A 16675-nucleotide genomic window follows, 5' to 3' on the forward strand; every position below is an offset into this window, starting at 1 on the left:
TCACAAACCAGGACACCATGTCTACAAATCAACACAATACCGCTAAATACAACATCAGTTCGATAGAACCATCACCTGACGTACCTCCCCGGGTGGAAAGCACTCAAAAAAGTAATACTGACAGAGAAAGAGTTTGCAGCTCACACGTTGTAATTTAAAGATTATCACGTATCTTTGCAACTCAAATAAATACAAATTATGGCTATTACAATTAAAAGAGTATCCGGAAAGAAAGAGCTAAAAAAGTTTATTCGTTTCAATTATGAAATGTACAAGGGCAATCCTTATTCTGTTCCCGATCTTTTCGACGATATGCTCAACACATTCAATAAAAAGAAAAACGCGGCATTTGAATTTTGTGAAGCTGAATATTTTCTGGCCTACAAAGATAATAAACTGGTAGGACGTGTTGCCGCTATCATCAACCACAAAGCCAACGAGAAATGGAATAAGAAAGACGTGCGCTTTGGTTGGATTGACTTTATTGACGATCCTGAGGTTTCTTCTGCTCTACTGAAAACGGTAGAAGAGTGGGGAAAAGCCAAAGGCATGACGCATATCCAGGGACCTTTAGGATTTACTGACTTCGATGCAGAAGGGATGCTCATAGAAGGATATGACCAGCTCAGTACGATGGCAACTATTTACAACTATCCCTACTATCCGCAACACATGGAAAAACTGGGATATGAGAAAGATGCCGATTGGGTGGAATATAAAATCTACATTCCGGATGCCATACCGGACAAACACAAACGTATCTCTGAACTTATCCAAAGAAAATATAATCTCAAAATAAAAAAATACAGTTCATCCAAAAAAATCGCTGCCGAGTACGGACAAGCCATTTTTGAATTAATGAACGAAGCTTATAGTCCGTTGTACGGTTACTCACCTTTGTCACAACGTCAGATAGACCAATATGTGAAGATGTATCTCCCGATTGTTGACTTGCGTATGGTAACGCTTATCACAGATGCCGATGATCAGTTAATTGCGGTAGGTATTTCAATGCCCTCACTTTCAGAGGCTTTGCAAAAATCTCATGGCCGTTTGTTACCCTTTGGCTGGTATTATTTATTAAAGGCCTTGTTTATGAAACGCCGGGCAAAAATGCTTGATTTGTTGCTTGTAGCCGTGAAACCGGAGTATCAAAATAAAGGTGTTAACGCATTGTTATTTTCCGATTTAATTCCGGTTTATCAAAAATTAGGTTTTATCTTTGCAGAAAGCAACCCTGAGTTGGAGATGAACGGGAAAGTACAAGCTCAGTGGGAATACTTCAAAACGGAACAACATAAACGTCGTCGCGCGTTTACAAAAAAGATAGAATAATGTGTCAATGTACTACTATGTCAATGGTACATTGATATAATAGCATATTAAAAAATTATTATTTATGGAAGAGAACGAGCTGATACCTGTAGACAACAATCCAGTAGAATACACAGACGACAACATCCGTCATCTGAGCGACATGGAGCATGTCCGCACACGTCCCGGTATGTACATCGGGAAGTTGGGCGACGGCGCACATGCCGAGGACGGAATCTATGTCCTTTTGAAAGAAGTGTTAGACAACAGTATCGACGAGTTCAAGATGCAAGCCGGCAAAAAGATAGAAATTATTGTCGAAGAGAATCTCCGTGTTAGCGTACGTGACTATGGACGAGGTATTCCACAAGGAAAGCTGATTGAAGCAGTCAGTATGCTGAATACCGGTGGAAAATATGACAGTAAGGCTTTCAAAAAGAGTGTCGGACTGAACGGTGTCGGTGTAAAAGCAGTCAATGCACTAAGCTCACGTTTTGAAGTACGCAGTTATCGAGAAGGAAAAGTGCGTATTGCCACTTTCTCCAAAGGTGATCTGCTGACAGACGAAACACAGGATACGGAAGAGGAAAATGGAACTTATATTTTCTTCGAACCGGATGCTACCCTATTCTTAGGCTATAGTTTCCGCCCCGAATTCATCGAAACGATGTTGCGCAACTATACCTACCTCAACACCGGACTTGCAATTATCTATAACGGACAGCGCATCGTGTCACGAAATGGTCTTGTAGATCTTCTGAACGATAATATGACTGCCAACGGACTTTACCCGATTATACACCTCAAAGGAGAAGACATTGAAATAGCCTTTACACATACAGGCCAGTACGGTGAAGAGTATTATTCATTCGTCAACGGCCAGCATACCACACAAGGTGGTACGCACCAAAGTGCTTTTAAGGAACATATAGCACGAACCATTAAAGAATTTTACAATAAGAATCAGGACTATACGGATATACGCAATGGGCTGGTAGCTGCTATCGCGGTCAACGTTGAAGAACCGATGTTCGAGAGTCAGACTAAAATCAAACTGGGTTCTACCAATATGTCACCTGGTGGCGTAACAGTAAATAAGTTTGTTGGTGACTTCGTTAAACAAGAAGTAGACAACTTTCTGCATAAACACGGAGATGTGGCAGAAATCATGCTTCAAAAAATACAGGACTCTGAAAAAGAGCGTAAAGCCATAGCCGGTGTAACCAAACTGGCTCGCGAACGTGCTAAAAAAGCAAACTTGCACAATCGTAAATTACGTGACTGCCGCATCCACCTAAATGATCCGAAAGGCAAAGGCCTGGAAGAAGACTCTTGTATCTTCATTACCGAGGGAGATTCGGCAAGTGGCTCTATCACTAAAAGCCGTGACGTGAATACACAAGCCGTATTTAGTCTTCGTGGTAAACCTCTTAATTCATTCGGGTTAACCAAGAAAGTGGTATACGAAAACGAAGAGTTCAACCTATTGCAAGCTGCCCTCAACATTGAGGATGGCATAGAGGGATTACGCTACAACAAAGTAATTGTAGCTACAGATGCCGATGTGGACGGTATGCACATCCGCTTGTTGCTTATCACTTTTTTCCTTCAGTTCTTCCCGGATCTGATAAAGAAAGGACATGTTTACATCTTGCAAACACCTCTGTTCCGTGTACGCAACAAGAAAAAAACGTTGTATTGCTACAGTGATGAGGAACGCCAAAGAGCCATCAAAGAGTTGAATCCTAATCCGGAAATCACCCGATTCAAAGGTTTAGGAGAAATCTCTCCGGATGAATTCAAACACTTCATTGGCAAAGACATGCGCCTGGAGCAGGTTTCACTGCGTAAGACCGACTTGGTAAAAGAACTGCTTGAGTTCTACATGGGTAAAAATACAATGGAACGACAAAACTTTATTATAGACAATCTGGTTATAGAAGAAGATATAGCATAAAACAACACATGAGAAGAGCTATTTTTCCGGGCACGTTCGACCCGTTTACTATCGGACATTATTCGATAGTTACACGTGCATTGACTTTTATGGACGAAGTAACTATAGGAATAGGTATCAATGAAAATAAAAACACTTATTTCCCGATAGAGAAACGTGTAGAGATGATTCAGAAGCTTTATAAGAACGAGCCGCGAATTAAAGTGATGTCTTATGATTGCCTGACCATTGATTTTGCAAAACAAGTAGGCGCTCAGTTTATAATTCGTGGTATACGTACGGTAAAAGACTTTGAATACGAAGAGACCATCGCGGACATCAACCGAAAGTTAGCAGGCATAGAAACAATTCTGCTTTTTACTGAGCCGGAACTTACCTGTATCAGCTCTACGATTGTACGTGAACTTCTTAGCTATAATAAGGACATCAGCATGTTCATTCCCGAAGGAATGGAAATTGATTAATGATGCGTGATTAAGTAAATTAAGATGATGAAGAAGATATATACCCTTTTGGTCTGCCTGTGGGCTATTACAGCACAGGCACAGAACTTCGGTACGCCTGCCATGCGCAAGCTTCAAATGGCCGAATTTGCTATCGCCAACCTTTATGTAGACAAAGTAGACGAAAATAAACTCGTAGAAGAAGCCATCGTTAAGATGCTGGCACAACTCGACCCTCACTCCACTTACTCGGATGCCGAAGAAGTGAAGAAGATGAACGAACCTCTACAAGGCAATTTTGAAGGTATCGGTGTTCAATTCCAGATGATTGAAGACACATTGCTGGTAGTACAACCTGTCAGTAATGGCCCTTCTGAGAAAGTAGGCATTCTTGCCGGTGACCGCATTGTAGCTGTGAACGACACAGCCATCGCAGGTGTAAAAATGAGTACAGAAGATATCATGGCCCGTCTCCGTGGACCGAAAGACTCAGAAGTAAACCTGACCATCATCCGCCGGGGTGTGAAAGACCCATTACTTTTTACCGTAAAGCGGGATAAGATCCCCATTCTCAGCCTGGATGCTGCTTATATGATTGAACCCAAAACAGGTTACATCCGCATCAACCGTTTTGGAGCTACCACAGCTGAGGAGTTCCTTACGGCAATGAAGGAACTGCAAAAGAAAGGAATGAAAGACCTTATCCTCGACCTGCAAGGCAACGGAGGTGGTTATCTGAATGCAGCCATTGACCTGGCAAATGAATTCCTGGGAGAGAAAGAATTAATCGTATATACAGAGGGACGTACTGCACAACGTAGTGAATTCTTTGCTAAAGGTACAGGAAATTTCCGCAAAGGGCGTCTGGTGGTATTAGTAGATGAATATTCTGCATCAGCCAGTGAAATTGTAACCGGGGCTATTCAGGACTGGGACAGAGGAGTAGTTGTAGGCCGTCGTTCTTTCGGTAAAGGACTGGTGCAACGCCCGATCGATCTGCCGGACGGTTCTATGATTCGTCTGACCATCGCCCGATATTATACTCCCGCAGGTCGTTGTATTCAAAAGCCCTATGAGAGTACAGCAGATACTAAACTCGCAGGTAGAAATAACAGCGATGAAAGTAATCAGAAGAGATATAATCAGGATTTGATAGATCGCTTCAACCGCGGTGAATTGATGAATGCAGACAGCATCCACTTCCCCGATTCACTAAAATGCCAGACCAAGAAACTGGGACGTACCGTTTACGGCGGTGGTGGCATTATGCCCGATTACTTTGTTCCGATTGATACCACTCTTTATACAGATTACCATCGTAACCTTGTAGCCAAAGGAGTTATCATTAAATTAACCATGAAGTATATCGAGAAGTATCGCAAAGAGCTCGCAAACCAATACAAGAAATTTGAAACCTTCAATGAAAAGTTTGAGGTAGATGATGAATTATTGAAAATGATGCGTGACATGGCAGATCAGGAGAAGATTGAGTTCAATGAAGAACAATATAACAAAGCTCTGCCATTGATCAAAACACAATTAAAAGCATTGATAGCCCGTGATCTATGGGATATGAATGAATATTTCCAAGTGATGAATAAAACAAACAAAAGTGTAGAACGGGCACTGGAAATATTGAAATCGAAGGAATACGAGCAAATGCTGAAATAAATAAGAACGTGAAGAGACGTTTGCAAGAATGTACACTTTTATAGGACAAAAATGTACATTCTTATTATACAAAGGCGTACACTCTTGCACATCAAAAGTGCACACCTTTATAAACACTGATTATCAACAAATTAGCAATACTTTTTTTTTTAATATACCAATCCGGGAGTTTTCTTCTTCTCACCAAACAACCAGGTGTTCAGCCAACGATTTACATATACATTGACCACCGCACAACCAGTACCGATCACCGCACCTGCTATTACATCCGAAGGATAATGCACACCCTCATTCATTCGTGAAAATCCCACCGAACAAGCCCAAAGGGCCGATGGAGCAATCACATACCATTTAGGATACTTAATACTCAACGATGTAGCCAATGAAAAAGCAGCCGACGTGTGACTGGACGGAAAAGAAGGGCTACTCTCCGTACTGTACGAATGCACCCGCCCCGGATAGCGGTCATAAGGGCGTTCACGTCCCACCAGATGTTTTATACCATAGGTTAATACTACTGCTTCAGCAACACTTGTCCCAATATATACAGCATCTTTCAATAGTTCTTTATCCTTTCCTATACCCGCATAAATAGCCATGGCCACAGGTACACCTACCGAAATATAAGGTGCCGAACGAGAAAATACTTTGCTATAATTCCGCACAAACTTCCCATCCATACTGTTTATTTTATGCAACGTGTTTATATCCCAATTTTGTGCCTGAGCGCCTATTATACAGAACATCGAAACACAGATAACCACAAATTTTCTCATCGTATTCTTACTTATTAGATTGGACAAAGATATAGCAAAAACATTGAGTATTCATAAAAAAAATAATATCTTTGTTCCCTTAACCATTAACATGTCCTTATTTAATCCATGATAAAAAACAGTTCTTGTAAAAGATTCACTAACTGTGCACAGTGCTCCAAAACAGCTGAAAGTACACTGATCTACAGGAGTTTTCCCAGAGGACAACACTTCCCTGCTGATAAATGCACACAGAACTGTATGATATTCATAATAAAAGGCGAACTACTTGTAAATAGCCAGGAATATCCTGGTACCAGTTTGCATTCCGGACAATTTATTCTTCAGGCCATTGGTTCTAAAATTGAAATACTGGCATTGACAGAGGTGGAATATATTGTATATTGGTTCAACCAACTTCCACAAATATGCGAAGATCGCTATCGCGAAATTCTGAACGGTGCCGAAGCTCCATTGACTTATACCCCCTTGATGATGAATTCCCGCCTTAACAATCTCATAGTTGGCCTCAGCGAATATCTGGCGGAAGGTATTTCCTGCGGCCCTTTTATTGAATTAAAATGTCAGGAACTCGTATTCCTCCTCATTTGTTATTATCCTCAGCCACAACTCGCCAGTTTCTTCTATCCTATCAGTACCTATACTGAAAGTTTCCAATATTTCGTTATGCAAAATTATGGAAAAGTCAAAAATGTAGAAGAATTTGCCCACTTGGGTGGATATACTGTCACAACATTTCGCCGCCTTTTCAGAAACCTGTATGGTGTACCGGTATATGAATGGATACTCGATAAAAAACGCGAAGGAATTCTTGACGATCTGCAACACACCAAAGAACGAATTACTGATATCAGCGCCCGCTATGGCTTCGATTCTTTATCACATTTTGCCCACTTCTGTAAAGCCTCTTTTGGTGATTCTCCCCGTGCCCTGCGATCACGTGCTGCCCAAGGCGAAAAGATAAGTAAGAAATAATAGTTGACATATCTGTCAATTCCACCATAACAACACAAGCTAACCAGTACATTGACACACGGATACATTAAAGAATTATTTCTTTAATTCTTTGGTTAATCAATGTATTTCCTGTACTTTTGCACGAAGAGACGTATGCACGTAAAATAAAATTCATAGTTCTAACAATTAAATAATTTAAAATCAATCATTTATGTGGTTAAGTAATTCATCTGTAGGAAGGAAAGTGGTGATGAGCGTTACAGGTATCGCCCTTGTCCTGTTTCTAACGTTTCACATGGCGATGAACCTTGTTGCGATCATCTCGGCTGAGGGTTACAACATGGTTTGTGAGTTCCTGGGAGCAAACTGGTACGCGTTAGTGGCGACTTTAGGACTGGCTGCCCTCTTCGTGATTCACATTATCTATGCTTTCTGGCTGACAATGCAGAATCGTGCAGCACGCGGTAACGAACGTTATGCCGTAGTAGACAAACCCAAAACTGTAGAATGGGCTTCACAAAACATGCTTGTGCTGGGCCTTATCGTAATCCTTGGATTGGGTCTTCATTTGTTTAACTTCTGGGCTAAGATGCAGCTCCCCGAATTGATGCACAACATGGGGTCAGTAGTAGACACTACTTACGCTGCCGACGGTGTTTATCACATTATCAACACCTTCTCTAATCCTGTATACGTAGTGCTTTACCTCATTTGGCTTGCCGCTCTCTGGTTCCACCTTACTCACGGATTCTGGAGCTCTATGCAGTCACTGGGCTGGAACAACAAAGTATGGATCAACCGTTGGAAATGTATCTCCAATATCTATTCAACTATCGTTGTCATCTGCTTCGCCCTGGTAGTAGTCGTATTCTTCGTTAAATCGTTGGCATGCGGCGCTTGCTAAATTTTATAATTGTAACTGATTAAATCGTAAATAGCATTATGACTCAAATAGATTCTAAAATTCCTGAAGGCCAGTTAGCCGAAAAATGGAGTAACTATAAAGCTCACCAAAAACTTGTAAATCCTGCCAATAAACGTCGTCTCGACATTATCGTTGTAGGTACCGGACTTGCCGGCGCATCTGCTGCCGCTTCTCTGGGTGAAATGGGATTCAGAGTATTCAACTTCTGTATCCAGGATTCTCCCCGTCGTGCTCACTCTATTGCAGCACAGGGTGGTATCAATGCAGCTAAGAACTATCAAAATGACGGTGACTCCGTATACCGTCTTTTCTACGATACAATCAAAGGTGGTGACTACCGTGCACGTGAAGCCAACGTTTATCGTCTGGCAGAAGTATCCAACGCCATCATCGACCAGTGTGTAGCCCAGGGTGTTCCTTTCGCCCGCGATTACGGTGGCACACTTGACAACCGCTCATTCGGTGGTGCACAGGTATCACGTACATTCTATGCCCGCGGTCAGACCGGACAGCAGCTGTTGCTGGGTGCTTATTCAGCATTGAGCCGCCAGGTACAGAAAGGTACTGTCAAGTTGTTTACTCGCTATGAAATGCTTGACCTCGTTATCATCGATGGACGTGCACGTGGTATCATTGCCCGCAACCTCGTAACCGGTGAAATCGAACGTTTCGCAGCTCATGCTGTAGTAATCGGTACTGGTGGTTATGGAAACGCTTTCTTCCTTTCTACCAACGCTATGGGTTCCAACGGCTCTGTAGCTATCCAGTGTTACAAGAAAGGTGCTTATTTTGCTAACCCATGTTTCGCACAGATTCACCCGACTTGTATCCCTGTACACGGTGACAAGCAGTCTAAACTGACGCTGATGTCTGAGTCTCTCCGTAACGACGGACGTATCTGGGTTCCGAAGAAAATCGAAGATGCCAAAGCACTGCAAGCCGGAACAAAGAAACCAACTGATATTCCTGACGAAGACCGTGACTTCTACCTGGAACGCCGTTACCCTGCATTTGGTAACCTCGTACCTCGTGACGTAGCATCACGTGCTGCCAAAGAACGTTGCGATGCCGGCTTCGGTGTAAACAATACCGGTCTGGCTGTATTCCTTGATTTCAAATATGCAATCGACCGTTTGGGTGAAGATGTGGTTCGCGCCCGTTATGGTAACCTCTTCGACATGTACGAAGAAATCACCGACGAGAATCCATACAAAACTCCGATGATGATATTCCCCGCTATTCACTACACAATGGGTGGTATCTGGGTTGACTATGAATTGATGACCTCCATCCCGGGTCTGTTCGCTATCGGCGAAGCTAACTTCTCTGATCACGGAGCCAACCGTCTGGGAGCATCCGCTTTGATGCAGGGTCTGGCCGACGGATACTTCGTACTGCCTTACACAATCCAGAATTACCTGGCCGATCAGATTCAGGTTCCACGTTTCTCTACAGATCTGCCTGAGTTTGCAGCAGCAGAGAAAGCTATCAAGGAGAAGATCCAGAAGATCAAAGCCGTTAACGGTAAACACTCCGTTGATTCTATCCATAAAAAGCTGGGTCACATTATGTGGGATTTTGTAGGTATGGCTCGTACCAAAGAGTCACTGCAAAAAGCATTGAATGGTATTCAGGAAGTGAAGAAAGACTTTTGGACAAATGTACGTATCCCGGGTGATGTAAACGAACTGAACGTAGAACTTGAAAAAGCACTCCGTCTGATTGACTTTATCGAAGTAGGTATGCTAATGGCCCGTGACGCTTTGAACCGTGAAGAATCTTGTGGTGGCCACTTCCGTACAGAATACCAGACTCCGGAAGGTGAAGCGCTGCGTGACGACAAGAACTTCTCTTACGTATCCTGCTGGAAATACACCGGTGAAGATTCAGAACCGGAATTGATCAAAGAAGATTTGAACTATCAGTTTGTGAAAGTTCAGACTCGTAATTACAAGTCATAATTCGGTTAATCAATTAAAGGAAAACAAAAAATGGATAAAAATATATCATTCACGCTGAAAGTATGGCGTCAGAAAAGCCCTAAAGCTAAAGGTGCTTTTGAAACATACCAAATGAAAGATATCCCGGGTGACACATCGTTCCTCGAAATGCTGGATATTCTGAACGAACAAATTATTAATGACGGTGGCGAACCAATCGTATTCGACCATGACTGCCGCGAAGGTATCTGTGGAATGTGCTCTCTGTACATCAACGGACACCCACACGGACCTGCAACAGGTGCTACTACCTGCCAGATGTACATGCGTCGTTTCAAAGACGGTGACACAATCACTGTTGAACCATGGCGTTCTGCCGGTTTCCCGGTAATCCGCGACTTAATGGTAGACCGTTCTGCTTATGACAAGATCATGCAGGCTGGTGGTTACGTAAGCATAAATACAGGCGCTCCTCAGGATGCCAACGCTATCCTTATCTCTAAGGACATCGCTGACGAAGCTATGGACGCTGCTGCATGTATCGGTTGCGGTGCTTGTGTAGCTGCTTGTAAAAATGGTTCGGCTATGTTGTTCGTTTCAGCAAAGGTTAGTCAGTTAAATCTGCTTCCACAAGGAAAAGTAGAAGCTGCACGCCGCGCGAAGGCTATGTTGTCTAAGATGGACGAACTCGGATTCGGTAACTGTACAAACACTCGTGCTTGTGAAGCTGAATGTCCGAAAAATATTTCTATCAGCAATATCGCTCGTCTGAACCGTGACTTCATCCTTGCAAAACTGAAAGACTAAATATAATTTAGTATTTGATTAATAGCAGAAGAATCCCTCACCCAATATAGGTGGGGGATTTTTTTCTCTTAATCCGAACTGGGTGAACAGAGGATAGAAGTAATGTACTTTCATTTATCACATAATAGAAGATTTTCTGCAATATACAACCATAAATTAGAGCTTTTTCTACAAAGAAATAGAAAACAAAGAAACGTCTCATCCTGCGTATTAAAGGCGATTTCAGACAAAAGCTTAACCAATTTTCTTAGGAATTAAGAAAATAAATAGATTATCACAAGCTTAATAATTATTAATACATTATATTTGCAAAAAGAAAAGAAGATGTATCACGTATTCAATGTATAAATAGCATAACTTACAGTGCATCTTTTTAGTTGCGTGAACAAATATTTGTGCCAGACTGAAACCGACCAATTTTCATCTCAAACTTCGGCACAGAGAAAGTCCCGCAACCTTTATTGCATATATATGTTATATTTGTGCTTTTTATGCACAAATAGATTATTTCGTATATATACAAATAAAGGGAGCGTGGGCTGACTCATTATTCGAAGGGAGGTTCTTGGTCGGACCACAGTCTAGAATAATGTTTCGGTCACACGCTCTCGTTTTACAAAACAAGCGCCTCCGAAACATTTGCATCTATTTTTATTATAAAGAGTATTAAAAAGAATTTATGTACACAAGAAAAGAGAAAAAACAGTGAACAGTTACAAGAAAACAAAATACAGGCATGGAGGTTATTAATATATTAGTCCATTGCCACGAAAAATAACTCTGATTTAATAGTTAATAGAATTTTATCATCCCTTATGTAAGAGAGGATGCCGGCAGCTGATAAATCTTTATGAAAAGCACACGAGCGTGTGTGCGAACTGTCAGGCATCTATTTAGGCAGGGCGTCGCTGTGAAGCGATGCCCTTTTTTCAACACATTATGAAGGAAATACTGCTATGCTTTCCCGGAACGTATGTTACGGGGAGATGCACCAAAATTCTTCTTGCAAAAATTAGAGAAATGAGGCAAAGATTCGAAGCCATATTGATAACAAATTTCAGATATAGTAGCCTGCGTATAGCGAAGATCATAGATGATTCCCTCTTTACGTCGCTTCATCATCCATTCATAGACGGGTTCATGAAATACAGAGTTAAAAATACGACGAAAAGTGGTTACAGTATATCCTCCTAACTGAGCAAAGTCTTCTACTGTTTTCACTTTAGCATGATTTTCGAGAACGAAATATTGAAAGCTGGTAGTATATTTAGAAAGTGGATGTATCAACGTAGATAACTCGTAATCGGAATAATAAGAACTAAGAATAAAAGCCAGTTCTTTTCGCTTCAATGACAGCAATTCACGACAAATTTTTTCCTTAGACAAATAAATTGCAGATCCTTCGAGAAAATGCAATAACTCAGGTACTATTTTTAGTGGAGAAAAAATCAGAGGCGGAGTTACATCGTGCATGATGTAATTGTAACGCTCTTCACAAAAAAGTTCAGGTTTGTTAAAGCTATAACACACACATTCAGCATCTGCCATGACAAGTATTTCCAGTTTTGAACCAATGGCCTGAAGAATAAATTCACCAGCATGCATCATCGTACCGGCATACTCCTGGCTATTGATAAGTATTTCACCTTTGAGTAGAAAAATGATAAGATTTTCCTCACACTTCTGAGCAGGTTTATGGAACCCTCTCGGATGAGAAGCGTGGATGATGGCATTGTTCACTGCCTTAGGACATTCCGGACAGTTCATCGTTACTCCGCAAGTGGGGGTACCGGGCATAGTAGTATATATTATTTGTTTATGTTTCCAGCAAATGTACAAGAATATTTTAATAGACAAAGCATCCTACTAAAAAAATCCTCAAGAAAAGCTATAATAACTCTCCTTGAGGAATCAATTAATCATTTATATGCCATCGGTGTAGGCTGGTTTATCTGTTTTGAACACCTTTCTGCTATCCTTTCACATGCTTATGACCGGAATAATTGCTAATGTGCTTCTCGTTTTGTTGAAATAATAAACCAATGGTTGGGATTAGACACCTTCGTAAATTTTATTTCCTGAGGATATATATTATTATCAGCCTCAATAATGAACTCATTTTCACCCTCTTTCGTTAAGAAACTAATTATCGGTTCATATGATTTATAATAATACTGTGCACTCATACCATAACCTTTCCAAAGAATACGAATTTGATCATCAGTCCCTTCTACTACTTCATATTGAGTAGTATATACGCTTCCTATGTTCTCCTTACAAATAGCCAAAATCGCCTGAAGGCTTGTTTCCGGCTCAAATGGATTGGTATATAAACCGAGATAAAAGTCATTAAAGGTAGTTCCGAAATCATTGTTCATGATATAAACCATACTATTCCACAACTGACGGAAGCGGGTACTACTACGCTTATTTGCAAAATACCACGTATCCGTTGTCTGATTAAAAATGCGATTGATAGGCAAGGTTCCTATCTCAATTGTATTTTTATCATCCTTGAAAACAAGTTTTTTTTCTGCATCATCCCATTTGAGACTTTCTATTGTTGCACCTCCAATAGTTACGGGATTGGCACATTTCGCTCCTTCCGCTGTGAGAATAAATGACATCAACTTTGTTTCAACCTTGTCATTTACCGTATAAGACAGATTAAAACAGCGCGCAGATGAACTTTTGGCTAACATACTTATCGACTCACCATTGAGTAACATGTCCAGATATTTGGTATCCACCAATGATGCCATTTTATCTATGCCCGACAAATATTCGCTCCAGGAAATGTCCGACGATAGTTTGCGCATCTCTATCCTTTGATTTGTTTTCTTACCCTTAAGTATGATCTGGTTGGAATTATGCTCCATGATATAAAATTCATAATCACCTCCGAATCCTACTCCATCCGATTGCGGATCGGAGAATTTATGGAATATCTTATTATATGTGTCAAATGCCAATAATATCCCGTTTTCGTGTTTTAACGTATACATGCCGGATTCTTTCCGGGTATTATCTCCACTTACTGCTTTCTCTGCTGAAAACGTGGCCATGCCGTCCTCGTCAAACGACACAATCAACTGATATCCTCCATACAGGGAGGTATCTGGGAAATATTCCATTATCCATCCATTTTCTGCTCCCCGGAGATCTTTACGGCATGCTTCTTCCTCCTCCGTAAGGCGTTCATTTGAATTTCCACTATAGATCTCCTTTTCCTCTCCTGTACATGCGACTAAAAAGAGAAAAGGTATACTAATTAAAATAAACAATATCTTTTTCATATTCGGTATGATTTTCAAAGTGAATCAATTTCTGTAGAACGTTTTGCAATCACTGTTCTCAATTTGTCTATATCGATATTCCAGGCACTTTTCAACCATTCACGAGCAATTTTCAGTTTAGAGAGAATAATTGTTTTTCCATTGCCGGTACCGGTTGCTTGTTTGCCCGGCAATTCTTCTTTAGCCTCTTCATCTGTGAATGTGGCTTGTCGAAGAATTTCGTTCCAAGCTGCATCCGTACGGGTTAAGAAATTAGCAATAACTTCTACAAAGTCCTCCCGGGCTTCGCTACTGGCATAATTGCTCACAAAGCCCATACGGTGAGCCTGTTCGTTTGTACGGTTCATCCAGCCCGTAGGAGAATAATTACTGACAGATATCTCATTAAACTCGGTCGGATAATTTTTTGTCTGATGCAGAATGTGTGCAAACTCATGGTGCATAGTTCGAAAATAGTATAGATTTAATAGCTCGATATTGGTTTTATCGAGAGAATTAATTTTATAGAGAGTAACTTTTATTCCTTTATCGGCAGTACCCAGCACTTCTGTTTTAGAATCCGGATTAACGGCCGACGATCCAATCAAATTGATGATACGCGGACCATATTGTTTCATAAATATTTCTCCGCATACCTCGTCATAAGCCCCCAACCAAAGATGCTTGATGAGTTTAGCCATTTCTTTGGATTTCTCCAGCTCTGCAGGAACCAGATTGTAACTCATATCGCTTTCAATGTCTTCAAACCGGTACTTCAAGTCAATATTGTATGGCTTTATATAGTTATCCAACAACCAGCTATCAAATTCATTCCGTTCGACCTTTATCTTACCGAATGTGCTTTCATCCAAATCATCTTCTCCACAAGAAGTAAAAGTAGATATACTGATGAAAAACAAGAATGAATATAGAATTATATATTTAAAACTTCGCATCATATTTTTATTTCTTTTTATCATGTATTATAGCTGTTTTTATCTGGGATTTGGAGTTAGTCCCGCACTAATCACATCTGTTGGTATCTGAATCGCTCTTCTCGGATCATCTACAGTCAATATATCATCACTACTGCCACTTATATTGTGAGTAACTTCAATACCATAGCGTTTGATGTCAAACCAGCGTAGACCTTCATGAATGGTTTCTATCCGCCGCAAATGGAGGATACAGTTCACAAAGTTGAGTTGTTCGCCATTTTCGATAGTAAACTTCGGATGTAGTTCCTTCTTTGTTCTTTCTGTAGCTTGACTACCATAATATTGATTGACAGCCGAACGTGAAACCGTAACTCCGGAGGCATGTGTATCAAACCAAGCCTGTATATCAGTTACAGCCTGGGTATATTCTTTTTGATAGATGTAAGCTTCGGCACGGCAGAGCAATAACTCATCCGTCGTAAAAGCCGTAGTTACGATATGCGCTTGTCCGATACCCGCCACCTTATCAGTATATTCAAAGAATTCAATCTGTTTGGGAAATACCAATCCATATTCTTGCGTACCGAACAGTTTGTCGAAATATTTAAGCGAACGCTCATTTCCCCAGATACCTGCACTAAGTAAGGTTTCCAGCATTTTTGCAATAGGATGCCCGTAACGTCGATACGTCTTATAAACCCCTGTCATACGGGCATAAGCCGATACAGCCGTTTGCAAAAGCAGGTTGCTGTTCTCTTCTGCCTTAATATATTGATTTCCTATTTCAAAGTAAGATGAAAGCGAAGGATATGGAGAGTAATCCCGTAGCATATTTGCCGGAGAATTCCCCAATACCTTACTTGCATATTCTATTACTTTGTCATACTTTCTGTAATAAAGATAAAAGCGGGCGGCAAAGGCATTGGCAGCTTTGGTGTTGAAATGATATTTTGGAATAGAATAAAGTTCATCGTTAATGAGTCCTATACCTTCTTCAATATCTTGTGCAATATCCTCATAAACTAATTTCACCGTCCCGCGGTCATAATTCTTGCTGACAATTGTTTCTCTTTCTTTTACGTAAGGTATTCCTAAATCTTTATCACTTGTTTGTTCATTATAAGCCTGACAGAAAACGTTAACCAGCATGAAATGACTGTATGCCCGGCAAAGAAGAGCTTCTCCACGCTGCGCATTCAGTTCATCGGGATTATCCGACAGGTCAATTGCCTCCAACGCCTGGTTGGCAACAGCAATCGCTCCGTAACATCCTTCCCATAAATGTGTCGGAGAATCCGCAATTTTCTGTGTAGAAGGTTGCCACCTGTAATACTCTTCCACCACTTGGTTTAAAGTACCGTAGTTTATTCCATTGTCTTTAATATTATCCGACGAGGCTTCTCCTAACATACAGATAGCAACAGCAGGATAAGCCGATACCAATAAATCGGTAATATTATCTTCCGAATCCAGATTAGCCCTGTTGTCGGGTAATTTATCAAGATAGCTTTCGCATGAAGTGCTTATCCATACAAAGGTTAATCCGATAAATACATTGATGATATGTCTTAGTTTCATATTCTTCTATGTTGTATTCCTAATAATTGAATACTTTTTTATTTGTTATTAACTTTATAAATCAATTAGTTATCTCTTTTCTCTCATTTTTCAA

13 protein-coding genes are annotated in these 16675 nt (G+C 40.8%); 8 read left to right on the forward strand and 5 right to left on the reverse strand.

Annotation, left to right across the window (positions count from 1 at the left end; translation table 11 throughout):
- The first annotated feature begins 198 nt into the window (after positions 1–198).
- The 4 genes from QX565_RS13435 to QX565_RS13450 all read left to right on the forward strand — a co-directional run bounded on the left by QX565_RS13435 (position 199) and on the right by QX565_RS13450 (position 5385).
- On the forward strand, positions 199–1335 hold the full coding sequence (locus QX565_RS13435; protein ID WP_002558375.1) for a hypothetical protein: 1137 nt from the start codon (positions 199–201) through the stop codon (positions 1333–1335).
- A gap of 64 nt (positions 1336–1399) precedes the next feature.
- Positions 1400–3271 (forward strand): DNA topoisomerase IV subunit B, encoded by a 1872-nt coding sequence (locus QX565_RS13440; RefSeq protein ID WP_002558376.1) that lies wholly within the window; start codon positions 1400–1402, stop codon positions 3269–3271.
- An 8-nt stretch (positions 3272–3279) separates the two neighbouring features.
- The gene (gene coaD / locus QX565_RS13445) at positions 3280–3735 is read left to right on the forward strand and encodes a pantetheine-phosphate adenylyltransferase (protein ID WP_289293019.1); all 456 of its coding nucleotides are present in this window, start codon (positions 3280–3282) and stop codon (positions 3733–3735) included.
- A gap of 27 nt (positions 3736–3762) precedes the next feature.
- A complete protein-coding gene (locus tag QX565_RS13450; RefSeq protein ID WP_289293025.1) occupies positions 3763–5385 on the forward strand; it encodes a S41 family peptidase in 1623 nt (540 codons plus the stop codon).
- 149 nt (positions 5386–5534) lie between these two features.
- On the opposite strand, the gene QX565_RS13455 is transcribed toward QX565_RS13450, so the two are convergent.
- Positions 5535–6161: a phosphatase PAP2 family protein gene (locus QX565_RS13455; protein ID WP_289293020.1), complete on the reverse strand. Its 627-nt coding sequence runs from the start codon at positions 6159–6161 to the stop codon at positions 5535–5537.
- 108 nt (positions 6162–6269) lie between these two features.
- On the opposite strand from QX565_RS13455, the gene QX565_RS13460 reads away from it, so the two are divergent.
- The 4 genes from QX565_RS13460 to QX565_RS13475 all read left to right on the forward strand — a co-directional run bounded on the left by QX565_RS13460 (position 6270) and on the right by QX565_RS13475 (position 10790).
- Entirely contained in the window at positions 6270–7136 is an 867-nt protein-coding gene (locus QX565_RS13460) for a helix-turn-helix transcriptional regulator (protein ID WP_221649712.1), read from the forward strand.
- Between the two features lie 193 nt (positions 7137–7329).
- A complete protein-coding gene (locus QX565_RS13465) occupies positions 7330–8022 on the forward strand; it encodes a succinate dehydrogenase/fumarate reductase cytochrome b subunit (RefSeq protein ID WP_002558382.1) in 693 nt (230 codons plus the stop codon).
- Positions 8023–8060: 38 nt separating this feature from the next.
- Positions 8061–10004, forward strand: a complete 1944-nt coding sequence (locus QX565_RS13470; RefSeq protein ID WP_007482946.1) for a fumarate reductase/succinate dehydrogenase flavoprotein subunit — start codon at positions 8061–8063, stop codon at positions 10002–10004.
- A gap of 30 nt (positions 10005–10034) precedes the next feature.
- The gene (locus tag QX565_RS13475) at positions 10035–10790 is read left to right on the forward strand and encodes a succinate dehydrogenase/fumarate reductase iron-sulfur subunit (RefSeq protein ID WP_025866861.1); all 756 of its coding nucleotides are present in this window, start codon (positions 10035–10037) and stop codon (positions 10788–10790) included.
- A 954-nt stretch (positions 10791–11744) separates the two neighbouring features.
- Here QX565_RS13475 and QX565_RS13480 read toward each other — a convergent pair.
- From QX565_RS13480 to QX565_RS13495, 4 genes are all read right to left on the reverse strand, one after another.
- A complete protein-coding gene (locus QX565_RS13480) occupies positions 11745–12587 on the reverse strand; it encodes a helix-turn-helix transcriptional regulator (protein WP_221649711.1) in 843 nt (280 codons plus the stop codon).
- A gap of 209 nt (positions 12588–12796) precedes the next feature.
- A complete protein-coding gene (locus QX565_RS13485; protein ID WP_289293021.1) occupies positions 12797–14086 on the reverse strand; it encodes a DUF4302 domain-containing protein in 1290 nt (429 codons plus the stop codon).
- A 14-nt stretch (positions 14087–14100) separates the two neighbouring features.
- Complete coding sequence (locus tag QX565_RS13490; protein ID WP_289293022.1) at positions 14101–15024, reverse strand: zinc-binding metallopeptidase; 924 nt, start codon at positions 15022–15024, stop codon at positions 14101–14103.
- Positions 15025–15060: 36 nt separating this feature from the next.
- Positions 15061–16581, reverse strand: a complete 1521-nt coding sequence (locus tag QX565_RS13495; RefSeq protein WP_289293023.1) for a RagB/SusD family nutrient uptake outer membrane protein — start codon at positions 16579–16581, stop codon at positions 15061–15063.
- Positions 16582–16675 lie beyond the last annotated feature (94 nt).

This window comes from Bacteroides sp. 41_26 (assembly GCF_949740115.1).
GTDB classification, from domain to species: Bacteria; Bacteroidota; Bacteroidia; order Bacteroidales; family Bacteroidaceae; genus Bacteroides; species Bacteroides nordii.